At 52.5% G+C, this 23,298-nt stretch carries 22 protein-coding genes and 1 other RNA gene; 17 read left to right on the top strand and 6 right to left on the bottom strand.

Annotated features, from left to right (window positions below; all coding sequences use genetic code 11):
• Positions 1 to 512: 512 nt before the first annotated feature.
• Positions 513 to 1,271 carry a M48 family metallopeptidase gene (locus KP80_RS02315; protein ID WP_052281971.1) on the bottom strand — a complete coding sequence of 253 codons (759 nt, stop codon included), beginning with the start codon at positions 1,269 to 1,271 and terminating at the stop codon, positions 513 to 515.
• 268 nt (positions 1,272 to 1,539) lie between these two features.
• On the opposite strand from KP80_RS02315, the gene tkt reads away from it, so the two are divergent.
• From tkt to KP80_RS02345, 6 genes are all read left to right on the top strand, one after another.
• Complete coding sequence (gene tkt / locus KP80_RS02320; protein WP_052281972.1) at positions 1,540 to 3,531, top strand: transketolase; 1,992 nt, start codon at positions 1,540 to 1,542, stop codon at positions 3,529 to 3,531.
• Positions 3,532 to 3,969: 438 nt separating this feature from the next.
• Positions 3,970 to 4,998, top strand: a complete 1,029-nt coding sequence (epd, locus tag KP80_RS02325; RefSeq protein ID WP_052281973.1) for an erythrose-4-phosphate dehydrogenase — start codon at positions 3,970 to 3,972, stop codon at positions 4,996 to 4,998.
• 39 nt (positions 4,999 to 5,037) lie between these two features.
• Positions 5,038 to 6,201: a phosphoglycerate kinase gene (gene pgk / locus KP80_RS02330; RefSeq protein ID WP_052281974.1), complete on the top strand. Its 1,164-nt coding sequence runs from the start codon at positions 5,038 to 5,040 to the stop codon at positions 6,199 to 6,201.
• Between the two features lie 87 nt (positions 6,202 to 6,288).
• On the top strand, positions 6,289 to 7,368 hold the full coding sequence (gene fbaA / locus KP80_RS02335) for a class II fructose-bisphosphate aldolase (RefSeq protein WP_052281975.1): 1,080 nt from the start codon (positions 6,289 to 6,291) through the stop codon (positions 7,366 to 7,368).
• Between the two features lie 177 nt (positions 7,369 to 7,545).
• Positions 7,546 to 8,409 (top strand): small-conductance mechanosensitive channel MscS, encoded by an 864-nt coding sequence (gene mscS / locus KP80_RS02340; RefSeq protein ID WP_052281976.1) that lies wholly within the window; start codon positions 7,546 to 7,548, stop codon positions 8,407 to 8,409.
• Positions 8,410 to 8,728: 319 nt separating this feature from the next.
• Complete coding sequence (locus tag KP80_RS02345) at positions 8,729 to 9,064, top strand: hypothetical protein (RefSeq protein WP_156315559.1); 336 nt, start codon at positions 8,729 to 8,731, stop codon at positions 9,062 to 9,064.
• A gap of 52 nt (positions 9,065 to 9,116) precedes the next feature.
• Here KP80_RS02345 and dctP read toward each other — a convergent pair whose 3' ends face one another.
• Positions 9,117 to 10,145 carry a TRAP transporter substrate-binding protein DctP gene (dctP, locus tag KP80_RS02350; protein ID WP_052281978.1) on the bottom strand — a complete coding sequence of 343 codons (1,029 nt, stop codon included), beginning with the start codon at positions 10,143 to 10,145 and terminating at the stop codon, positions 9,117 to 9,119.
• Between the two features lie 204 nt (positions 10,146 to 10,349).
• Here dctP and argO point away from each other — a divergent pair, with 204 nt between their 5' ends.
• Both argO and KP80_RS02360 read left to right on the top strand, forming a co-directional pair.
• The gene (gene argO / locus KP80_RS02355) at positions 10,350 to 10,985 is read left to right on the top strand and encodes an arginine exporter ArgO (protein WP_052281979.1); all 636 of its coding nucleotides are present in this window, start codon (positions 10,350 to 10,352) and stop codon (positions 10,983 to 10,985) included.
• Between the two features lie 85 nt (positions 10,986 to 11,070).
• Entirely contained in the window at positions 11,071 to 11,823 is a 753-nt protein-coding gene (locus KP80_RS02360) for an oxidative stress defense protein (RefSeq protein ID WP_052281980.1), read from the top strand.
• A gap of 48 nt (positions 11,824 to 11,871) precedes the next feature.
• Here KP80_RS02360 and argP read toward each other — a convergent pair whose 3' ends face one another.
• Positions 11,872 to 12,765 carry a DNA-binding transcriptional regulator ArgP gene (gene argP / locus KP80_RS02365; RefSeq protein ID WP_052281981.1) on the bottom strand — a complete coding sequence of 298 codons (894 nt, stop codon included), beginning with the start codon at positions 12,763 to 12,765 and terminating at the stop codon, positions 11,872 to 11,874.
• Between the two features lie 213 nt (positions 12,766 to 12,978).
• Between argP and rpiA the strand changes: the two genes are divergently transcribed.
• From rpiA to KP80_RS23415, 3 genes are all read left to right on the top strand, one after another.
• Positions 12,979 to 13,638: a ribose-5-phosphate isomerase RpiA gene (gene rpiA, locus KP80_RS02370; RefSeq protein WP_052282216.1), complete on the top strand. Its 660-nt coding sequence runs from the start codon at positions 12,979 to 12,981 to the stop codon at positions 13,636 to 13,638.
• 265 nt (positions 13,639 to 13,903) lie between these two features.
• Positions 13,904 to 15,136 carry a phosphoglycerate dehydrogenase gene (gene serA, locus KP80_RS02375; RefSeq protein WP_052281982.1) on the top strand — a complete coding sequence of 411 codons (1,233 nt, stop codon included), beginning with the start codon at positions 13,904 to 13,906 and terminating at the stop codon, positions 15,134 to 15,136.
• A gap of 228 nt (positions 15,137 to 15,364) precedes the next feature.
• Entirely contained in the window at positions 15,365 to 15,424 is a 60-nt protein-coding gene (locus tag KP80_RS23415; protein ID WP_156315568.1) for a type I toxin-antitoxin system Ibs family toxin, read from the top strand.
• Between the two features lie 91 nt (positions 15,425 to 15,515).
• Here the strand turns inward: KP80_RS23415 and KP80_RS02380 are convergent, their stop codons facing one another.
• The 3 genes from KP80_RS02380 to zapA all read right to left on the bottom strand — a co-directional run bounded on the left by KP80_RS02380 (position 15,516) and on the right by zapA (position 16,687).
• Positions 15,516 to 16,112, bottom strand: a complete 597-nt coding sequence (locus KP80_RS02380) for a 5-formyltetrahydrofolate cyclo-ligase (RefSeq protein ID WP_052281983.1) — start codon at positions 16,110 to 16,112, stop codon at positions 15,516 to 15,518.
• 20 nt (positions 16,113 to 16,132) lie between these two features.
• Positions 16,133 to 16,316, bottom strand: a non-coding RNA gene (gene ssrS / locus KP80_RS22150) — 6S RNA.
• A 41-nt stretch (positions 16,317 to 16,357) separates the two neighbouring features.
• Complete coding sequence (zapA, locus tag KP80_RS02385; protein WP_052281984.1) at positions 16,358 to 16,687, bottom strand: cell division protein ZapA; 330 nt, start codon at positions 16,685 to 16,687, stop codon at positions 16,358 to 16,360.
• A gap of 157 nt (positions 16,688 to 16,844) precedes the next feature.
• Here zapA and KP80_RS02390 point away from each other — a divergent pair, with 157 nt between their 5' ends.
• The 6 genes from KP80_RS02390 (at position 16,845) to gcvH (ending at position 23,104) form a co-directional block, all read left to right on the top strand.
• Positions 16,845 to 17,423 carry a YecA family protein gene (locus tag KP80_RS02390; protein ID WP_052281985.1) on the top strand — a complete coding sequence of 193 codons (579 nt, stop codon included), beginning with the start codon at positions 16,845 to 16,847 and terminating at the stop codon, positions 17,421 to 17,423.
• Between the two features lie 65 nt (positions 17,424 to 17,488).
• Positions 17,489 to 18,805, top strand: coding sequence for a Xaa-Pro aminopeptidase (gene pepP / locus KP80_RS02395; protein WP_052281986.1), 1,317 nt, complete (start codon positions 17,489 to 17,491; stop codon positions 18,803 to 18,805).
• Complete coding sequence (gene ubiH, locus KP80_RS02400) at positions 18,802 to 19,980, top strand: 2-octaprenyl-6-methoxyphenyl hydroxylase (RefSeq protein ID WP_052281987.1); 1,179 nt, start codon at positions 18,802 to 18,804, stop codon at positions 19,978 to 19,980. Before pepP ends, ubiH begins: the two co-directional genes overlap by 4 nt.
• A gap of 19 nt (positions 19,981 to 19,999) precedes the next feature.
• The gene (ubiI, locus tag KP80_RS02405) at positions 20,000 to 21,202 is read left to right on the top strand and encodes an FAD-dependent 2-octaprenylphenol hydroxylase (RefSeq protein ID WP_052281988.1); all 1,203 of its coding nucleotides are present in this window, start codon (positions 20,000 to 20,002) and stop codon (positions 21,200 to 21,202) included.
• A 391-nt stretch (positions 21,203 to 21,593) separates the two neighbouring features.
• Positions 21,594 to 22,688: a glycine cleavage system aminomethyltransferase GcvT gene (gene gcvT / locus KP80_RS02410; RefSeq protein ID WP_052281989.1), complete on the top strand. Its 1,095-nt coding sequence runs from the start codon at positions 21,594 to 21,596 to the stop codon at positions 22,686 to 22,688.
• A gap of 26 nt (positions 22,689 to 22,714) precedes the next feature.
• Positions 22,715 to 23,104, top strand: coding sequence for a glycine cleavage system protein GcvH (gene gcvH, locus KP80_RS02415; RefSeq protein WP_052281990.1), 390 nt, complete (start codon positions 22,715 to 22,717; stop codon positions 23,102 to 23,104).
• Positions 23,105 to 23,298: the final 194 nt, after the last annotated feature.

The following is a 23,298-nucleotide window of genomic DNA, read 5'->3' on the forward strand; positions in this document are numbered from 1 at the left end:
AGGGAACTTCTCTGTTTATATAACTGTCAAATTGTGTTGTTACAATTTCGATATTCTCCTGAAAGCGTGTCAAAAGCAATCATTGTATGAGCGGATATTTCCTTCAGGTGAACCCGCATGGCCTGTCGCGGCTGGATTGGCTTAGACGGTATAGACTATTTAAAAATATGGCTTATGGTCCTACCGAAAGAGAATTAATATAATTTTTCATTCATTATCAGGATGAGTGTTTGAGGCGAGAGGGTATTGCTTATATATTATTCCTGGCTGACATCTAAGCATATTTAACGGTTTGTGCGCTTAAATTATCAATTAATGCCGTTTAGCTACTTTTAATATTTTTTACTTATTATAGCAAGGGGGCAATATCGCCCCCTTGTATACACGTTATCCTTCAAGCTGCCTCAGCGTTGGCTGCGTTCGTTCACCCGAATCACTTACCACAGTAAGCTCATCGGGATTCACTCACTTGCCGCCTTGATGCCACTTGAATAATTTTGTGTATAGATTAATTATTTAATGCCGTCGGCGTTCAGGCGATCGCGGATGTGCTGGGCACGTTCCTGAGAACCAGGGTGATCGTCAAACATCGAGCTTTGGCGGCCATCTTCGAGTTTTGCCAGCTTCTCAAAGCTGGTGGCAAGGCCGGTTGGGTTGATGCCTCTTTTGCGCAGCAGATCGTAGGAATAGTCATCTGCTTCAGATTCCTGGCGCTGAGAGAACTGTGAATTCACCAGTTTTTCGCCAAGATCGCCCAGCTGTGATTGTGACAGACTGCCGACAATACCGCCCGCAGACGCGGCCGCAGCGCGAAGGGCGTTGGTGCCGATGGCCACCTGCATTCCTTTCTTCACATGCCCCAGTGCGACGTGGCCCATTTCGTGGCCGACGACCGCTTCGACTTCGTTATCATTCATCAGATCCATCAGGCCGCTGTAGACGCGGATGCAGCCGTTAGCCATGGCGAAGGCATTAACGTCTTTTGCCACATAGACTTTGTAATTCACCGGCTGGCCATTGATGTTGTCGCCAAGTGCGGCCGCAATTTTATTTAGGCGTTTCACGTAGTCGCTGCTGGCCGGAGCGATAGTCGCTTTGCTGTCCATATCCTTACAGGCCTGATCGCTCAGGGCTTGCACCTGCTCATCGCTTAAGGAGAACGCCTGCAGCGCGCCGGTGCTGGAACTTAATAAGCCGTTTGAATCCATATTCTGGCAGCCGCTAAGCAGTAACGTCGCGCCGAAAGCCAGAACTATCGCCCGTTTTTTCATGAGAGTGCTTCCAAAGTCGTTTATCTGATAGTGCCCTGGAATGGTATCGCCAGAGTTACGCTAAGTATAAAGAATATCGTCAGTTGCGAGCGAGTGGATTACATCTCGTTAACCTCTGTTCCAGAGATTTCTGAATTCGCAAAAGGATGCTCCATGTACATGCTTTGTCGCATAGGTTACATTGTTGGCACTTTTTTCTGGCACAGCCCGTAACGTGCGCGCCTCGTGGCGTTAGGGTACGCCTTCAACAGTCCGAACTGGAGTCAAAATGTCCTCACGTAAAGAGCTTGCTAATGCTATTCGTGCGCTGAGCATGGACGCAGTACAGAAAGCCAAATCCGGTCACCCGGGTGCCCCTATGGGTATGGCTGACATTGCCGAAGTCCTGTGGCGTGATTTTATGAACCATAACCCACAAAATCCGTCCTGGGCTGACCGTGACCGCTTTGTACTGTCTAACGGCCACGGCTCCATGCTGATCTATAGCCTGCTGCACCTCACCGGCTACGATCTGCCAATGTCCGAGCTGAAAAACTTCCGTCAGCTGCACTCCCAGACTCCGGGCCACCCGGAAGTCGGCTACACCGCAGGTGTGGAAACCACCACTGGCCCACTGGGTCAGGGCATTGCAAACGCGGTGGGTATGGCGATTGCAGAAAAAACGCTGGCGGCACAGTTCAACCGTCCTGGTCACGATATCGTTGACCACTTCACCTATGCATTCATGGGTGATGGCTGCATGATGGAAGGCATTTCTCACGAAGTGTGCTCCCTGGCCGGTACCCTGAAGCTGGGTAAACTGGTTGCGTTCTACGATGACAACGGTATTTCTATCGATGGTCACGTTGAAGGCTGGTTCACCGATGATACCGCTAAGCGTTTTGAAGCCTACAACTGGCACGTCATCCGCGGCATTGATGGCCACGATTCTGACGCCATCAAACGTGCGGTAGAAGAAGCTCGCGCAGTGACCGACAAACCGTCCCTGCTGATGTGCAAAACCATTATCGGCTTCGGTTCTCCGAACAAGCAAGGGACTCACGACTCCCACGGCGCACCGCTGGGTGATGCAGAAGTGGCGCTGACTCGTGAAAAACTGGGCTGGAAATACGCGCCGTTCGAAATCCCAGCTGACATCTACGCGCAGTGGGATGCGAAAGCGGCAGGCCAGGCGAAAGAAGCCAGCTGGAACGAGAAGTTCGCTGCCTACGCGAAAGCTTTCCCTCAAGAAGCCGCTGAGTTCACTCGTCGTATGAAAGGCGACATGCCTTCAGACTTCGATGCAAAAGCGAACGAATTCATCGCTAAACTGCAGGCTAACCCGGCTAAAATCGCCAGCCGTAAAGCTTCTCAGAACGCTATCGAAGCGTTTGGTCCTCTGCTGCCAGAGTTCCTCGGCGGTTCGGCTGACCTGGCACCGTCTAACCTGACTATCTGGTCGGGTTCTAAACCAATCAACGAAGACATCGCGGGTAACTATATCCATTACGGTGTCCGTGAATTCGGTATGACCGCGATTGCTAACGGTATCTCTTTGCACGGCGGTTTCCTGCCTTACACCTCGACCTTCCTGATGTTTGTTGAATACGCACGTAACGCCGTACGTATGGCTGCGCTGATGAAGAAACGTCAGGTGATGGTTTATACCCACGACTCCATCGGTCTGGGCGAAGATGGCCCAACTCACCAGCCAGTAGAGCAGGTTGCATCTCTGCGCGTGACCCCGAACATGTCCACATGGCGCCCATGTGACCAGGTTGAATCTGCGGTAGCGTGGAAATACGGCGTAGAGCGTCAGGACGGCCCAACCGCACTGATTCTCTCCCGTCAGAACCTGGCACAGCAGGAACGTACCGAAGAGCAGTTGGCAAACATCGCTCGCGGTGGCTACGTGCTGAAAGACTGCGCGGGTCAGCCAGAACTGATCTTCATCGCGACCGGTTCTGAAGTTGAGCTGGCGGTTGCAGCTTACGAAAAACTGACTGCAGAAGGCGTGAAGGCGCGCGTGGTTTCCATGCCGTCCACTGATGCATTCGACAAACAGGACGCAGCGTACCGTGAATCCGTACTGCCAAAAGCGGTCTCCGCTCGCGTGGCTGTAGAAGCGGGTATCGCTGACTACTGGTTCAAATACGTGGGTCTGAACGGCGCCATCGTCGGTATGACCACCTTCGGCGAGTCTGCTCCGGCAGAGCTGCTGTTCGAAGAGTTCGGCTTCACCGTCGACAACGTTGTCGCGAAAGCGAAAGCGCTGCTGTAGTTTTAAGACAGTAGAAAACGGGTCGCTTAGGCGGCCCGTTTTTTTTGTCTTCAATAAAAGATGAGTGGGGAACGTTATCTGAAATCTGATGGAGGCGGCCATCATATTGATGCGATTAATCCGTTTTCAGAGAGAAATCCAGATTTACGCAGCGGCAATAACGTTATCTTGCTACGCTTATGCACAATTCTGGGATGTGGAATAAATAGGGCCTCTCATTGCACAAAAGTGTGACGTAAGTCAGATAACCGCTTTCTCTAACTGGACAATCATTCCTTTTATTCCGCGTTTCGCTTATTCTAGCTGAAGCGTTTCAGTTGGCAGTTTGTTCGACATTTAACCAATCAGTCACTGTTTGTGGCGGGTAAGGTTTCCCAGAACCGATGGCTGCATTACTCTGTGAGCCACTTTGCTTCGGGATAACCTTGCAGGAGACCTATGACCGTACGCGTAGCGATTAATGGCTTCGGTCGCATTGGACGTAACGTGGTTCGTGCTTTGTATGAATCCGGACGCCGTGCGGAAATCACCGTAGTGGCTATCAACGAACTGGCCGATGCTGCCGGCATCGCGCATTTGTTGAAGTATGACACCAGTCATGGGCGCTTTGCCTGGGATGTCCGCCAGGAGCGAGAACAGCTCTATGTCGGCGACGATTCCATCCGTCTTCTGCACGAGCGTTCAATCGACGCGCTCCCCTGGCGTGAACTGTCGGTTGATGTGGTGTTGGACTGTACCGGCGTGTACGGTAATCGCGAACACGGCGAAGCCCATATTGCCGCCGGCGCGAAGAAGGTGCTCTTTTCACATCCTGGCAGCAACGATCTCGACGCGACCGTCGTGTTTGGCGTTAACCAACACGAACTGCGCGCGGAACACCGCATTGTTTCCAATGCCTCCTGTACCACCAACTGCATCATTCCCGTCATCAAATTATTAGATGATGCCTATGGCATTGAGTCCGGTACGGTTACGACTATCCATTCCGCGATGCACGATCAGCAGGTGATTGACGCCTATCACCCGGATTTACGCCGCACGCGCGCGGCAAGCCAGTCCATCATTCCGGTCGATACAAAACTTGCGGCGGGGATTGCCCGTATTTTCCCGCAGTTTAGTGACCATTTTGAGGCGATCGCAGTGCGCGTACCCACCATCAACGTGACGGCGATTGACCTGAGCGTGACGGTGAAGAAGCCGGTAAAAGCCCATGAAGTCAACCAGTTGCTGCAAAAAGCAGCACAGGGTACATTTCATGGTATAGTTGACTATACGGAATTACCGTTGGTCTCGACTGATTTTAATCACGATCCGCACAGCGCCATTGTCGATGGCACGCAGACGCGGGTCAGTGGAGCACACCTGATCAAAACGCTGGTCTGGTGTGATAACGAATGGGGCTTTGCTAACCGAATGCTCGACACGACGTTAGCAATGGCAGCTATTGGTTTCAGGCTCGACGCTTGAGCGTCGACAAAACTTTAAGTATCAACGAGAGGATTCACCATGTCTGTAATTAAGATGACCGATCTGGATCTGGCTGGTAAACGCGTTTTCATCCGTGCGGACCTGAACGTACCAGTTAAAGAAGGGAAAGTAACCAGCGACGCGCGTATCCGTGCATCTCTGCCGACCATTGAGCTGGCTCTGAAGCAGGGCGCTAAAGTGATGGTCACTTCTCACCTGGGTCGTCCGACCGAAGGCGAGTACAACGAAGAATTCTCTCTGCTGCCGGTTGTTAACTATCTGAAAGACAAACTGTCTGCTCCAGTACGCCTGGTGAAAGATTACCTGGACGGCGTTGAAGTGGCTGCCGGTGAACTGGTGGTTCTGGAAAACGTTCGCTTCAACAAAGGCGAAAAGAAAGACGACGAAGCGCTGTCTAAAAAATATGCTGCACTGTGCGACGTATTCGTGATGGATGCATTCGGTACTGCACACCGTGCACAGGCTTCTACTCACGGTATCGGCAAGTTCGCTGACGTCGCTTGCGCAGGCCCACTGCTGGCCGCTGAGCTGGACGCACTGGGTAAAGCACTGAAAGAACCAGCACGCCCAATGGTTGCTATCGTTGGCGGTTCTAAAGTTTCTACCAAACTGACCGTTCTGGATTCCCTGTCTAAAATCGCTGACCAGCTGATTGTTGGCGGTGGTATTGCTAACACCTTCGTTGCTGCTCAAGGCCACAACGTCGGTAAATCTCTGTATGAAGCAGACCTGGTTGACGAAGCAAAACGTCTGCTGACCACCTGTGATATCCCAGTCCCAACCGACGTTCGCGTAGCGACCGAGTTCTCTGAAACTGCGGCTGCAACCCTGAAATCTGTTAACGACATCAAAGATGAAGAGCAGATTCTGGATCTGGGCGACGTTTCTGCACAGAAACTGGCTGACATTCTGAAAAATGCGAAAACCATTCTGTGGAACGGTCCGGTTGGCGTGTTCGAATTCCCTAACTTCCGTAAAGGGACCGAAATTGTGGCTAACGCTATCGCAGACAGTGAAGCGTTCTCCATCGCAGGCGGCGGCGATACTCTGGCGGCTATCGACCTGTTCGGTATTTCCGACAAAATCTCCTACATCTCTACTGGCGGCGGCGCATTCCTCGAATTCGTGGAAGGTAAAGTCCTGCCAGCAGTAGCAATGCTCGAAGAGCGCGCTAAGAAGTAAGCCATTTAAGGGCAGGGAAACCTGCCCAGTTATTCACGCGCTTTAGGGCGCGCCCCTTTCCAAGGCCGAAGATACAGGACTCGTAACATGTCTAAAATTTTTGATTTCGTAAAACCAGGCGTAATCACTGGTGATGACGTACAGAAAGTTTTCCAGGTAGCAAAAGAAAATAACTTTGCTCTGCCAGCCGTTAACTGCGTCGGTACTGATTCCATCAACGCCGTACTGGAAACCGCAGCAAAAGTTAAAGCACCGGTTATCGTACAGTTCTCCAACGGCGGCGCTGCGTTCATCGCAGGCAAAGGCGTGAAAACTGACGTTCCTCAGGGTGCAGCAATCCTGGGCGCTATCTCTGGTGCGCACCACGTTCACCAGATGGCTGAGCATTACGGTGTTCCAGTTATCCTGCATACTGACCACTGTGCGAAGAAACTGCTGCCGTGGATCGACGGTCTGCTGGACGCAGGTGAAAAACACTTTGCCGCTACCGGTAAACCACTGTTCTCTTCCCACATGATTGACCTGTCTGAAGAGTCCCTGCACGAAAACATCGAAATCTGCTCCAAATACCTGTCTCGTATGTCCAAAATGGGTATGACCCTGGAAATTGAACTGGGTTGCACCGGCGGTGAAGAAGACGGCGTGGACAACAGCCACATGGACGCTTCTGCACTGTACACTCAGCCAGAAGACGTTGATTACGCTTACACCGAGCTGAGCAAAATCAGCCCACGTTTCACCATCGCAGCTTCCTTCGGTAACGTACACGGTGTGTACAAACCAGGTAACGTGGTTCTGACCCCAACTATCCTGCGCGATTCTCAGGACTATGTTTCTAAGAAACACAACCTGCCGCACAACAGCCTGAACTTCGTCTTCCACGGCGGTTCCGGTTCTTCTGCTCAGGAAATCAAAGACTCCGTAAGCTACGGCGTAGTGAAAATGAACATCGATACCGATACCCAGTGGGCAACTTGGGAAGGTATCCTGAACTACTACAAAGAAAACGAAGCTTACCTGCAGGGTCAGCTGGGCAACCCGAAAGGCGAAGACCAGCCGAACAAGAAATACTACGATCCACGCGTATGGCTGCGTGCTGCTCAGACCTCTATGATCGCCCGTCTGGAACAGGCTTTCTCTGAGCTGAACGCGAAAGACGTTCTGTAAGAAAAGACCGACTTTTCTGTAAAAGCCCGCCTTATGGCGGGCTTTTTTATTGCCTTTTCAATGTCATGGTCTGTCGTGGAAATGTGATCAATTTGGCAAAATGCTAATTTTTTGTTTACTCTTTATACCTGTCTGTAGTTTTACAGGCCGTATTTTGTTTCCCATAAGGAATATTGAATGGAAGATTTAAACGTTGTCGATAGCATAAATGGTGCCGGTTCATGGCTGGTGCGTAATCAGGAGTTACTGCTGAGTTATGCCGTCAATATCGTTGCGGCAATTGCCATCATCGTTGTCGGGATGATTGCGGCGCGGATCGTATCAAATACCGTCAACCGCCTGATGCTGGCACGTAAAATTGATGCCACCGTGGCGGATTTCCTCTCCGCGCTGGTGCGCTATGCGGTTATCGCCTTTACGCTGATTGCCGCGCTTGGCCGCGTGGGCGTGCAGACTGCATCGGTCATCGCTGTACTGGGTGCCGCGGGTTTAGCCGTTGGTTTGGCGCTGCAAGGGTCGCTCTCCAACCTCGCAGCTGGCGTGCTGCTGGTGATGTTCCGACCATTCCGTGCCGGGGAATATGTAGACCTTGGCGGTGTCGCAGGAACGGTACTGAGCGTGCAGATTTTCTCCACTACCATGCGGACCGTGGACGGAAAAATTGTGGTGATTCCGAACGGTAAAATTATTGCCGGTAATATTATCAACTTCTCCCGTGAACCGGCTCGTCGCAATGAGTTTATTATCGGCGTTTCCTACGATGCGGATATTGATAAGGTTAAGCAGATTCTGACGCGTATTCTGGAAGCCGATAATCGTGTGCTTAAAGATCGCGATATTACCGTACGCTTGAATGAGCTGGCGCCTTCGTCGGTGAATTTTGTGGTTCGCGCCTGGAGCCTGAGTGGCGATCTGCAAAACGTCTATTGGGACGTTTTGGAGCAGATTAAACGTGAATTTGATGCTAATGGGATTAGTTTTCCTTACCCGCAGCTCGATGTGAATATGAAACCGGTAAGCTCGCAGACTGAATCAGCATAATTCAGCTGTGCGATCGCCTGGTGAGTAAGTGATGAACAACGAATAATGGCTTCTTTCGGGAAGCCATTTTTTTATGTGATATTCATGGCGGCGATGAGTTTTATTGAATAAATATTCAAAGATGATATTGCATGCAGAAAGTTTATTTCTGTATTGATAATGCGTGCTGCCCCAATAGTCGGCAGGTTTTAAAGTCAGTACACTCTTCGCGGAAGATGCACAACATTACCGCGAATTAATCAGCGCTTACTGGCTGAGCTTGCTTCGATGCTCAGGGCCGGACTACATGCCCTGAATTCGTGAAAACATAAAATAATGAATGACAGCTACTGAAATGTTTATTCCTAAAGCTTACTTACTTAATCAGACATACAAAAAGCATCGTTCCGATCTGTCTCAGCGTATCGCGAATGAAAAAGCGCTGATCTCTGGAGACCTGGTACGTTTATTACGAGATCCGAAAAAACATAAGAGAGGGGTTGTCTCTGCGTTTTTCAGCCGGGAGAAATTCCCGATTTTAGGTAACGAAGGCGCGGAGCAGGAGCTGGAAAAAATTATGAAACTGTTTCGTGATTCTGGCTATCAGGTCTCTCTGGTGAAGACGGATGATGGGTTCTCGCTTGACCTTGACTGGACGGAAGCGAGTTTATCCTGATGATTCACCCGTCTGACCGCCAGAGAACCTCTCTGGCGGGGGCTCTCAGTTGCTACTCTATGGCCTGTAGCTGAGCCTCTACTGCCTTGAGAATATGCTCTGTGTTCTGCACTCCTTTTGCTGTTTGGACCGCTATCCAATCGGCTTGTATAGACTGGTAATGGCTGATGTTCTGCCAGCTTTCCAGTTCTGTTGTCGTCAGGAAATGGGCATGAGCCCCATGGGCATTCATGTTGCTGACCATTTCATTAAGACTCGCATCCAGCGTAGAACCAAGGATCTTTTCAGTACGTGCAGCAGCACGCTGAATGGCTTGTTTATCCTGTAGAGCAAGACTTTCCCAACGCGCTTTGTTCATGACCAACAGATAGACGTGCCCAAGCCAAAGGCGCTGTGAAACACCAACCTCTTTTGCCCCTTGCCAGGCTTTGATATCGTCGCCGCTGTCGAGATTGACTAATAAACCGTCCAGTTTACCGTCGCGTAGGGCCTCAGTTATTTGTTCATTCCATGGCATCTTAATGACTTTTGCGCCAGCATTTTCTAAATAGGATTGATGCCAGAAACTGGCCGTACGCCAGGTCGTGTTTTTGAGGTCGTCATACTTTAATGAGGGATCCGTCGAGAAAAAGGCTGCCGGATATCCCAGGAAAAACTGCAGATTGACTAAGTTATTAGCCGCCAGTTCGGCAGCGAATTGTGGGATTGTCGCGAAGACGTTATGGAAAAATCGTACCTGTTTCTCGCCGTTATCAGGCCCGAGTGGAAAGCTTTTAAAGATCTGATAAAGCGGGAGTTGTTCCGCGGTGTACTCCGGTACCACAATCCCGATATCCGCTTTTTGACCTTCACCGATCGTTTTAAGGGCATCATAGCTTACGGCGAGTTCGCCGCTCCAGTGGGCGTCAACCCGAATACGTCCTTGCGATTCCTGCTCAATAGCTTTGAAGAAAACGTCGTTGATTATTTTTGTACGCATATTGCTAAGAGGTTCATGGTCGGAATAACGAAGTACCGTTTCAGCCAGTGAGGTATGTGTGAGACATAGCAAAGTGGCGGCAAAAAATACCTTTAATTTCATGATCTATCCTTGAACACGGAAGGGAAAGATTGGGTTTGAATCAACGAAATGCAGTATAACGCATAGCCAATGAATGGATATGCAGCCCGTGCGCAGTGATAAGCTATTAGTAATTCTAATAACCTATTAAAAAAATCAATTTCATCTAATGATTATCCCGCGATATAGTCTCGCTACATACTTACATTCAGCGAAATACTCATCGTGTTATCTTATTATTTTCAAGGTCTTATGCTTGGCGCTGCCATGATTCTGCCGCTCGGCCCGCAAAATGCTTTTGTCATGAACCAGGGCATTCGCCGCCAATATCATCTCATGATTGCGCTGTTGTGTGCGGTGAGCGATTTGCTGCTTATTTGCGCCGGCATATTTGGTGGCAGCGCGTTGCTGATGTCATCTCCGTGGTTGCTGGCGCTGGTGACCTGGGGGGGCGTTGCCTTCTTGCTGTGGTATGGTTTTGGCGCGCTGAAAACGGCGATGGGTAGCAATATTGAGCTCGCTAATGCAGAGGTGATGAAGCAGGGGCGCTGGAAAATTATTGCGACCATGCTGGCAGTGACCTGGCTTAACCCGCACGTCTATATTGATACTTTTGTGGTGCTGGGGAGCCTGGGGGGCCAGTTGGACGTTGAACCGAAGCGCTGGTTTGCGTTAGGCACCATCAGCGCCTCGTTCCTGTGGTTTTTTGCGCTGGCACTGTTGGCTGCCTGGCTGGCACCGCGTTTGCGTACGGCGAAAGCACAACGCATTATTAATATCGTCGTTGGCGTTGTCATGTGGTTCATCGCTTTTCAGCTGGCAAAAGAAGGTGTTGGGCACCTACAGTCACTTCTTAACTAAGCGTCATCTGATGGACTTTCATCTGGCAACGACTAAGCTTGCAGGCAAGACCCCGTTGTCGGGTGATAACCATGGAGATACAACAGTGAAGTTTAAAGTGATGGCTCTGGCTGCAGTAATCGGATTTAGCGCAATGTCAGTGCAGGCAAATGAATTGCCGAATGGTCCACATATTGTCACGTCGGGGACGGCGAGCGTGGATGCGGTACCGGATATCGCGACGCTTTCTATCGAAGTGAACATTGCCGCTAAAGATGCCGCGAGTGCCAAAAAACAAGCCGATCAGCGCGTTGCGCAATATCTCTCTTTCCTTGAGCAAAACGGCGTAAACAAGAAAGACATTAGCTCGGCTAACCTACGCACTCAGCCTGATTATGACTACCAGAATGGGAAAAGCGTCCTGAAGGGCTATCGTGCAGTACGTACTGTGGAAGTCACGTTGCGCCAGCTGGATAAGCTCAACTCGTTGCTCGACGGCGCATTAAAGGCCGGTTTGAATGAGATCCGTTCTGTCTCGTTGGGCGTTGCGCAGCCGGATGCTTATAAAGACAAGGCACGTAAAGCAGCGATTGAAGATGCGGTGCATCAGGCGCAGTCGCTGGCATCCGGGTTCCACAGCAAGTTGGGGCCGGTCTATAGCGTGCGTTACCATGTATCGAATTACCAACCGAGCCCGATGGTGCGCATGATGAAAGCTGATGCTGCACCGGTTTCCGCACAGGAAAGCTACGAGCAAGCCACGATTCAGTTTGCCGATCAGGTAGATGTGGTGTTCGAGCTGCAACCTGAACAGGCCGCAGCACCTGCAGCAGCACCGGCTCCATCAGCGGCGAAGTAATCCACGGCATCGATTAAAAAACCCTCGCATGCGAGGGTTTTTCTTTGTTTAATCCTGACGCAAGACCTTATGCCCGTAAGCGAGTAGAGCGTCGGTGACCTTGCGCATCATACGGCTTTCAGGAGCGAAGCGATGCCAGTACAGCATACGACGCTGGAATAACCCTGGCGTCAGGTCGATAAGCTCACCGCTGGCCAGCTCTTTCTCGATTTGCAGATGCGGAATCATACAGCAAGTCGTGCCCTGACGTGCCAGCTGTACGAACGCTTCCGATGAGTTAACGATATGACACGGAACGCTACCCGGCGGCAGGTCAAAGTTCTGTTGTAAGAATGCCTGGTGCATATCGTCGAGATGGTCGAAGGCGACGGCAGGGGCTTTCAGCAGCGCGGAACGGGTCACGCCATTGGGGAAATAGCGTTCGGCAAACGCTTTGGAACCCACGAACAGGTAATCCAGAGCACCGAGCTGATCGACCAGGCAGCTTGGCAGCGCCTGCGGCTGAATACTCACCGCGCCGACCACTTCACCACGACGCAGGCGTTCCTGTGTACGCGTTTCATCTTCTACCTGGAGATTCAGGCGGATAGGGGAGTTGTTCAGAACTTCCGAGAGAGCAGGCAGCAGCCAGGTGGCCAGACTGTCGGCGTTGACTGCCAATGACAGCAATAGCGGCGTTGACCCTGTTTGCTCATCACCCAGCCACTCTTCTTCCAGAAGCTCAACCTGACGCAGCAGCGCCAGCAGTTTTTGCCCTTGCTCGGTTGGGCGTGGTGGGACAGTACGCACCAGCAGCGGCTGGCCGAACATGTTCTCCAGTTGCTTAATACGCTGAGAAACGGCGGACTGAGTGATGCACAGTTTCTGCGCGGCGCGTTCAAAACCACGTTCCCTGATAACGGCATCCAGCGCCTGTAGTGTTCTGTAGTCCGGACGTTTCATTGCTCTGAGGTACTCCCGTGTCGGTGTTATCTGCACTATGACATAAATTTACCGTAGATACAGACGAAATTGGTTTGCAGATTACCGTGATGACGCTCACGTGTTGGCGTCGTCAACTGCTCTGGGCCGTCGAGGGCCGGTGCTTAACTCGAATTGTTGCGGTGTTCTGTTCTATAATGCGCGCAGATGAATGACACCACAGGCGAAACGATCATGACGCAGGATGAACTGAAAAAAGCAGTAGGCTGGGCGGCGCTTCAATACGTACAACCGGGTACGATTGTGGGTGTAGGTACCGGGTCAACCGCCGCGCACTTTATTGACGCACTGGGCACCATGAAAGGACAAATCGAAGGCGCAGTTTCCAGCTCTGATGCCTCGACCGAGAAGCTGAAAAGCCTCGGTATTCACGTTTTCGATCTGAATGAAGTTGACCGTTTAGGTATCTACGTTGATGGCGCGGATGAAATCAACGGCCATATGCAGATGATTAAAGGCGGCGGTGCTGCGTTGACGCGCGAAAAGATTATTGCGTCCGTGGCGGATAAATTTATCTGTATCGCCGATGCATCCAAGCAGGTTGATATCCTGGGCAACTTCCCGCTGCCGGTTGAAGTGATCCCGATGGCACGTAGCGCTGTTGCTCGCGAACTGGTTAAACTGGGTGGCCGTCCGGAATATCGTCAGGGCGTGGTGACTGATAATGGCAACGTGATCCTCGATGTGCATGGCCTTGAAATTCTCGATGCTATCGCGCTGGAAAATGCGATTAACAGCCTTCCAGGTGTGGTTACCGTCGGCCTGTTTGCCAACCGTGGTGCAGACGTTGCGCTGATTGGTACCGCCGATGGCGTGAAAACTATTGTGAAATGATCTGACCCGGGGGGAATCATTATTTCCCCCATTTTTTTTATTAGGGTTAAATTTGGTGACTTGTGTCACATTTATAACTCCCGCCTGATTAACATCCCACGTTTAGTTCTCGGTTTAGCATTTTATGCTGGCATTTTGTCATTCGTGACGCTTCTTCATGACCCCTACGCAAACGTTCATATTGCCGCAATATTTATTTTTGATATGTTGCTTAGATGAACTTTCGTTCAGCACAACATCAGTAAAACAAAGACAGGACGGGGAAATGGCTAAGGTATCACTGGAAAAAGACAAAATTAAGTTTCTGCTGGTTGAAGGCGTGCACCAGAAGGCGCTGGATAGCCTTCGCGCTGCAGGTTACACCAATATCGAATTTCACAAGGGTGCGCTGGATACTGAACAGCTGAAGGAGTCGATCCGTGATGCACATTTCATCGGCCTGCGATCCCGCACGCATCTGACGGCAGATGTTCTGGCTGCCGCGGAGAAACTGGTGGCGGTCGGCTGCTTCTGTATCGGTACCAATCAGGTTGACCTGAAAGCGGCGGCAAAACGCGGCGTTCCCGTATTTAACGCGCCGTTCTCTAACACACGTTCCGTGGCGGAGTTGGTGATCGGTGAACTGCTGCTGCTGCTGCGCGGTATTCCGGAAGCTAATGCCAAGGCGCACCGTGGTGTATGGAACAAACTGGCTGCGGGTTCTTATGAAGCGCGTGGTAAAAAACTGGGCATCATCGGTTATGGCCACATCGGTACTCAGTTGGGGATTCTGGCGGAATCGCTGGGGATGCACGTCTTCTTCTACGATATTGAAAGCAAACTGCCGCTGGGTAATGCCACTCAGGTACAGCATCTTTCCGACCTGTTGAATATGAGTGATGTGGTCAGCCTGCACGTGCCGGAAAATGCGTCCACCAAAAATATGATGGGCCCGGAAGAACTGGCGCTAATGAAGCCAGGTGCGCTTCTGATCAACGCCTCTCGCGGTACCGTTGTTGATATCCCAGCGCTGTGTGCGGTGCTGGCGAGTAAACATCTGGCGGGTGCTGCTGTCGACGTATTCCCAACGGAACCCGCGACGAATAGCGAGCCGTTCACGTCACCGCTGTGTGAGTTCGATAACGTTATTCTGACGCCACACATTGGTGGTTCAACTCAGGAAGCGCAGGAGAATATCGGTCTGGAAGTTGCGGGTAAACTGGCGAAGTACTCCGACAACGGCTCTACGCTGTCTGCGGTAAACTTCCCGGAAGTTTCTCTGCCGCTGCACGGTGGGCGTCGTCTGCTGCACATCCATGAAAACCGTCCGGGTGTATTGACTGCGTTAAACCAGATCTTCGCCGATCAGGGTGTCAACATTGCCGCACAGTATCTGCAAACTAACTCAGATATGGGTTATGTGGTTATCGATATCGAAGCGGAAGAAGATGTTGCCGAGAAAGCGCTGCTGAGCATGAAGGCGATTCCAGGCACTCTGCGCGCTCGCCTGCTGTACTAATCTCTCCTCCACGGGCAGGCCATGGGTCTGCCCGTATTCCATCAGCCCTCCCTGCGTCATCTCTTCTGTGCAATCGATACATCTCATTTTCGAGCCTCGCCGCAAACGGTGATTAAAGGCTCTGCTGCGCCTTGTTCGCGTAAGAAAGCCACTTACGATAGAGGCTCAGCATGGGGCTGAAACGGAAAAGCCCCTACCGAAACAGGGGCTCTGAAAAGGAAAGGGACAATGATGAGACTCGTCATCATACTGCTGATTCTGTTAATTATCGCCTACCCAGCATATTAACAGTATTTACGCAGGAGGGAGGTTCGCCTCCCTCACCCTTTACCGAGGAATTTAGGTCAAAAATGCAGCGCTGTCAATCGGTAGAAAATGGCTACCACTGCCATACTTTGGCGGGGGTGATGACGGTGGGCAGGGGGATATCCCACTCTTCTATCGGCAGCGCTTCTACCTGCTGGCAATCATGGGCGTAGCCGACCGGCTGGAGGCCATGGGTCTGCCAGTTCTGTAGGGTACGATCGTAGAAACCACCGCCCATGCCAAGCCGCTGCCCGTGCTCATCAAAAGCCACCAGTGGGGTGATTAGAATATCCAGCTGGTTTAGCGGCAATACGTCGCGTACGTCGAGCCTGGGCTCGCTGATTTTCAGGCGGTTTATCACCAAATTGCTTTGCGGATGGTAGTGCAGAAACAGCAGGTTACCCGGGCTGAACGGATGCAACACCGGCAGATAAACGCGCTTGCCTGCCTGCCAGAGCCGTTCAATCAGCGGTTGGGTGTCGAGCTCGCCGTCAAAGGACAAAAATACCGCGACGGTTTGTGCCATGGCGATTGGCGGCCAGGCCATCATTCGGGCGGCGGCCTGTTGGCCAAACTGAGTTTGTTGCTCTGGTGTGAGCGCACGACGACGCTGCCGGATTAACTGGCGAATTTCTTGTCGGGAGAGAATGTGCTCTGGAAGCTGTGTCATAACGACCGGTAGGTAGAAGGGGAATCTCCGAGATGCCGCCGCAGGCTGTAACCCTTGAACCCTTGGTTCAAGGTGAATGCGTCGTCACAGTTTTAAGGCTTCTCGGACGGACCGAGCATGCTCACCAACCGTGGAGCGCCACATTCTTGTGGTATGAAATATCGGCTCAGGGGACTGGCCCGCTTGCGAACATCTCAGAGAAATTTTGTCTTCACAGTCACTCTACCATAGTAAACTGCAAAGTGTTATTCAAACTTTGGCCCTGACTTATCAGATGTGCGACCCTGGTCAAGCAACGCTTGTTCAATGGTCTGTTGCAGCATCCGAATACGCTGTTCCATGCTGGAAGCATAGTCGCGCGTCTTCGCCTTTTCCTGAGTTAACTCGTAGCTGATGTTCAACGCGGCGATGAAAACCAGCTGCTCAGTATTTGTGACTCTAGTGCGTTCTTTCAGATCTTGCAACCGCTGATTCAGATCGTCCGCAGCCTGATTCAAAGCATCCCTTTGTTCAGGCGGGCAATTCACTCGCAGTGAACGGCCAAAAATATGGATATCGACGGGTTCTGCAGACATGCCACCTTCCTGCTGATTGACTGCGCGACCTTCACTCTCAGGATGTGAAGGGGCGACACTATAGCTACCCTGGTATGAACATACAAGCCCTTTTCTGGTATCCCCAGGGTCCAAAGTGGTAGCATATCATGAAATCCTCCCAACAATGACGAATGCCATGTCTATACAGAACGAAATGCCGGGTTATACCGCGGTGAACCAGCAACTCAACCAACAAGGGGTAGGTCTGACGCCTGCTGAAATGCACGGTCTGCTAAGCGGCCTGCTGTGCGGCGGCAATAAAGACAGCTCCTGGCAGCCGCTGGTTCACGACCTGACTAACGAAGGTCTGGCCTTCGGTCATGAACTGGCTCAGTCATTGCGTGCTATGCATGCGGCAACCAGCGATGCGCTGGAAGATGACGGCTTCCTTTTTCAGCTTTATCTGCCGGATGGCGATGACGTTAGCGTGTTTGAACGTGCTGATGCGCTCTCTGGTTGGGTAAACCATTTCCTGCTGGGGCTGGGGATGGTGCAGCCAAAACTGGATAAAGTGAAAGGCGAAACCGGCGAAGCCATTGACGATCTTCGTAATATTGCGCAACTTGGTTATGAAGAAGACGAAGACCAGGAAGAGCTGGAGATGTCGCTGGAAGAGATTATCGAATATGTTCGTGTCGCCGCGCTGTTGTGCCACGATTCGTTCACTCGTCCGCAGCCGACCGCGCCTGAAGTTCAAAAACCAACATTACACTAACCGTACCTGCTCCGTTTACCGCGCACAGACGCTGACGGGGCGCTTAGGGATTGAAAGGAGATGTCATGACACAGCAAGCGTTTCTCCGCCGTCGCCAGCAGCTGCTGGCACAGATGAAGCCAGGTAGCGCGGCGTTGATATTTGCCGCGCCAGAGGTGACGCGTAGCGCGGATTCCGAGTATCCCTATCGCCAGAATAGCGATTTCTGGTACTTCACGGGCTTTAACGAGCCGGAAGCCTTGCTGGTGCTGATTAAAAGCGATGACACCCACAACCACAGCGTCCTGTTTAACCGCGTTCGCGACCTGACGGCTGAAATTTGGTTTGGCCGCCGTCTGGGGCAAGATGCGGCGCCTGAAAAATTGGGCGTTGACCGCGCGCTGGCCTTCAGTGAAATCAATCAGCAGCTGTATCAACTGCTGAATGGCCTGGATGTGATTTATCACGCGCAGGGTGAATATAGCTGGGCGGATGAAATCGTCTTCACCGCGCTGGATAAACTGCGCAAAGGCTCACGTCAGAACCTGAGTGCGCCGGATTCGATTGTCGACTGGCGCCCAATGGTGCATGAAATGCGCTTGTTCAAAGACAGCGAAGAGATCGATATTCTGCGCCGTGCGGGTGAAATTAGTGCGCTTGCGCATACCCGCGCGATGGAAAAATGCCGTCCGGGGATGTTTGAATATCAGTTGGAAGGGGAAATTCTGCATGAGTTTTCCCGGCACGGCGCACGCTACCCGTCCTACAACACGATTGTGGGCGGTGGTGAAAACGGCTGCATTTTGCATTACACCGAAAATGAATCCGAGCTGCGCGACGGCGAACTGGTGCTGATTGATGCTGGCTGTGAATACCAGGGCTACGCCGGAGATATTACCCGCACCTTCCCGGTTAACGGCAAGTTCAGCCCGGCTCAGCGCGCCATTTATGACATCGTACTCGCCTCGCTGCACAAAGCGCTTGAGCTATATCGTCCCGGCACTTCCATTCAGGAAGTGACCACCGAAGTGGTGCGTATCATGGTGACAGGTCTGCAGGGGCTGGGGATCCTCAAAGGTGAAGTTGATCAGTTGATTGCTGACAACGCCCATCGTCCGTTCTTTATGCACGGCCTGAGCCACTGGCTGGGGCTGGATGTTCACGACGTGGGTGCCTACGGCACCGACCGTTCCCGCGTGCTGGAGCCCGGTATGGTTCTGACCGTTGAACCGGGTCTGTACATCGCCCCGGATGCGGACGTTCCGGCGGAGTATCGCGGTATTGGTATCCGTATTGAGGATGACATTCTCATCACCGAAGACGGTAACGAAAACCTCACCGCAACCGTGGTGAAAGCGGCTGACGATATCGAAGCGCTCATGGCGGCGGCGCGTCAGCTATGAGCCTGATTATTGTCGGTGGTGGAATGACCGGTGCCACGCTGGCACTGGCCGTATCACATCTTACCGCTGGCCGTTTACCGGTACACCTGATTGAAGCTGCTGATATCAACGCCACCCAGCATCCGGGGTTTGATGCCCGGGCAATTGCGTTGGCGGCTGGCACCTGTCAGCAACTGGCGAAAGTCGATCTCTGGCAGGCTATTGCCGACTGCGCGACGCCTATCACTACCGTTCACGTCAGCGATCGTGGACATGCCGGTTTTGTGACCCTCGATGCATCAGACTACCGTCTGTCGGCGTTGGGAAATGTGGTGGAGCTGCACGATGTGGGTCAACGTCTTTTCAGCCTGCTGCGTAAAGCGCGTGGGGTGACGCTGCATTGCCCAGCACGCGTGACGCAGGTGACTCGGGAAACCGAAGGCGTCAGCGTGACGCTGGATAATGGTGAAACGCTGAAGGGCAAGCTTCTGGTGGCTGCAGATGGCTCACGCTCTTCGCTCGGTGAACAGTGCGGTATTCAGTGGCAGCAGGAACCGTATAATCAGGTGGCGGTGATTGCCAACGTCACCACCGCCGTGGCTCATCAGGGGCGCGCCTTCGAGCGCTTTACCCAGCATGGGCCGCTGGCGATGTTACCCATGTCGCAAAACCGCTGCTCTTTGGTGTGGTGCCATCCGCTGGAGCGGCATGATGAAGTATTGGGTTGGTCCGATACGCGTTTTTGCCACGAATTACAGCAAGCATTCGGCTGGCGGCTTGGGCGTATTACCCAGGCCGGTGCACGTAACGCTTATCCGCTCTCACTGACAACCGCCAAACGAACCGTCTCACATCGTCTGGCGCTGGTGGGAAATGCGGCGCAGACGCTGCATCCGATTGCCGGTCAAGGTTTTAACCTTGGCATGCGGGACGTGATGACGCTGGCGGAAACGCTGACCGAGGCGCACCGTGACGGCCAGGATATCGGCGACTACGCGCTGCTTTGCCTGTATCAACGCCAGCGTGCGGAGGATAAATCCGCCACAATTGGCGTTACGGATAGCCTGGTACATCTGTTTGCTAACCGCTGGGCACCTCTGGTTGCCGGGCGTAACGCAGGGCTGATGGCGATGGAATTGTTTACCCCTGCACGCGATGTGCTGGCGCAGCGGACGCTGGGCTGGGTCGCCCGCTAACAGCAGTTAAGGAGTTAATGTGCAAAGTGTTGATGTTGCCATCGTAGGCGGTGGAATGGTGGGGCTCGCGGTGGCGTGTGGTTTACAGGGCAGCGGCCTGCGGGTGGCGGTGCTGGAACAATCACTGCCACAGGTATTGGACGCCAATGCGCCCCCAGCGCTGCGCGTGTCGGCCATTAATGCCGGCAGCGAAAAACTGCTGTCAAAGCTCGATGTCTGGTCGGCTATCGTTTCCCAGCGCGCCAGCTGCTATCACGGTATGGAAGTGTGGGATAAAGACAGTTTTGGCCGCATCGCGTTTGACGATCGCAGCATGGGCTACAGTCATCTTGGCCATATTGTCGAAAACGCCGTTATCCATCAGGCGCTTTGGCAAAAAGCACAGCGCTGCTCTGACGTTACGCTGCTGGCTCCCGCTGAAATCCAGCAGGTGGTGTGGGGCGAGAATGAAGCCTTTTTAACCTTGAAAGACGGCAATATGCTGACCGCCCGTCTGGTGGTGGGAGCCGATGGCGCCAACTCCTGGCTGCGTAATAAGGCCGATATTCCGCTGACCTTCTGGGACTATCGCCATCACGCGCTGGTGGCGACGATTCGCACCGAAGAGGCTCACGATGCGGTGGCGCGTCAGTGCTTCCACGGTGAAGGCATCCTCGCCTTTCTACCGTTGTCCGATCCTAACCTGTGCTCCATCGTGTGGTCGCTGTCGCCGCAGGAAGCTCAACGGATGCAGCAGGCCAGCGACGCTGAGTTTAACCAGGCATTGAATATTGCCTTCGATAATCGTCTGGGGCTCTGCCAGGTCGAGAGCGAACGGCAAATTTACCCGCTAACCGGGCGTTATGCACGCCAGTTTGCCGCACATCGTCTGGCGCTGGTCGGCGATGCGGCGCACACCATTCATCCGTTAGCCGGGCAGGGCGTGAATCTGGGCTTTATGGATGCAGCCGAACTCATTAATGAACTCAAACGTCTGCATGCGCAGGGCAAAGATATTGGCCAGCATTTCTATCTGCGTCGCTATGAACGTAGCCGCAAACACAGCGCCGCGTTGATGCTGGCAGGCATGCAGGGTTTTCGCGAACTGTTCGCGGGCGAAAATCCAGCCAAAAAATTGCTGCGTGACATCGGTCTGAAGCTGGCGGATACACTACCAGGGGTAAAACCACAGCTGATTCGTCAGGCGATGGGGCTGAATGACCTTCCCGAGTGGCTTCGTTAAGTCGATCACACTTTTACTCCCGGCCCCCTGCCGGGAGTCATATCCCTCATTTGAAAAAATCTAATTTCACGCCATTTTTCGCATTAGATTTTTTAATCTTATGATTTTCATGTTACGGAAAACACGCCTCGTTTTCCGCATGAAATATCATCTTATGCTGAATGTCTCGCCGTTTTTGTTAATTATATGTGGCGCATTTCGCTTTTTAGCAGTCAATCATTCTGTATGCTTTTTCGCGGCTTTTGGTCATAAGCTAATGTGATGTCCCTTTTTTCCCGATGGTTTAGCACCGTGTTCGGTGGTAAGTTCAGGGAAAAGAGAACGTTTGCGTCGGTGCCTGAAAAGGCTCCGCCGTTAGTTTTTGTGGTGCGATATATTCAACGAGGACATGATGGCTCAACAAACGCCTTTGTATGACCAGCACGTGTTATGTGGCGCGCGCATGGTAGATTTCCACGGCTGGATGATGCCGCTGCACTATGGCTCGCAGATTGATGAGCATCACGCGGTGCGTACTGATGCCGGGATGTTCGATGTGTCGCACATGACCATCGTTGACCTCCACGGTAGTCGAACCCGTGAGTTTCTACGCTATCTGCTGGCGAACGATGTCGCCAAACTCACTAAGCCCGGCAAAGCGCTTTATAGCGGCATGCTAAATGCCTCGGGCGGCGTGATTGACGACCTCATCGTTTATTACCTTACCGAAGATTATTTCCGCCTCGTCGTTAACTCTGCCACCCGCGAAAAAGACCTCTCCTGGATTACCCAACACGCCGAACCGTATGCCATTGATATCACCGTCCGTGACGATCTGTCGCTGATTGCGGTGCAGGGGCCGAACGCGCAAGTAAAAGCCAACAGCCTGTTTAGCGATGAACAGCGTCACGCGGTAGAAGGAATGAAACCTTTCTTCGGCGTGCAGGCGGGGGATTTCTTTATCGCTACCACCGGTTACACCGGTGAAGCGGGCTACGAAATTGCATTGCCAAAAGAGCAGGCCGCGGATTTCTGGCAAAAACTGGTACAGGCGGGTGTGAAGCCTTGTGGCCTGGGCGCGCGCGATACGCTGCGTCTGGAAGCGGGCATGAATCTATACGGGCAGGAGATGGACGAAAGCATCTCTCCGCTGGCGGCCAACATGGGCTGGACCATCGCCTGGGAACCGGCAGACCGTAACTTTATCGGTCGTGAAGTGCTTGAGCTGGAACGTGAGAAAGGCACCGAGCAACTGGTAGGCCTGGTGATGACCGAAAAAGGCGTACTGCGCGGCGAGCTGCCAGTACGTTTTATCGATGCCAACGGCAATCCTTGTGAAGGTGTGATCACCAGCGGAACGTTCTCGCCGACTTTAGGCCACAGTATTGCACTGGCTCGCGTCCCGGCAGGGATTGGCGAGACGGCGATTGTGCAAATCCGTAACCGTGAAATGCCGGTGAAGGTCACGAAACCTATTTTTGTACGCAACGGCAAATCCGTCGCGTAACTCATTATTATTCTGGAGATTTTTTGATGAGCAACGTACCAGCAGAACTGAAATATAGTAAAGAACACGAATGGCTGCGCAAAGAAGCGGATGGTAGCTACACCGTCGGCATCACCGAACACGCACAGGAATTACTGGGCGACATGGTGTTTGTTGACCTGCCGGAAGTCGGTGCGACCGTGAGTGCAGGCGACGACTGTGCGGTAGCGGAATCCGTTAAAGCGGCATCCGATATTTACGCGCCAATCAGCGGTGAAATCGTCGCCGTCAATGACGAGCTGGGAGACTCTCCTGAGCTGGTCAACAGCGAACCTTACGCTGGCGGCTGGATCTTCAAAATCAAAGCCAGCGACGAAGCGGAAGTTGCCGCGCTGCTGGATGCGACCGCATATGAAGCTCTGCTCGAAGACGAATAAATACGCTTCATACTTCGCGCTGCAGGCGCGTTGGCTGCGTTCGTTTAGCCCAGTCACGTACTTATGTACGTGACTGGGCATTCACTGACTTGCCGCCTCCTGCAACGCGAATTATTTGGCGTAGTTTGTAGGCCTGGTAAGCGAAGCACCACCGGGCAGCTTAGTTAGACAATCACGATTCACCGCACGTTTCA

Origin of the sequence: Kluyvera genomosp. 1, from assembly GCF_001266615.1 — a bacterium.
GTDB lineage: Bacteria > Pseudomonadota > Gammaproteobacteria > Enterobacterales > Enterobacteriaceae > Kluyvera > Kluyvera cryocrescens_A.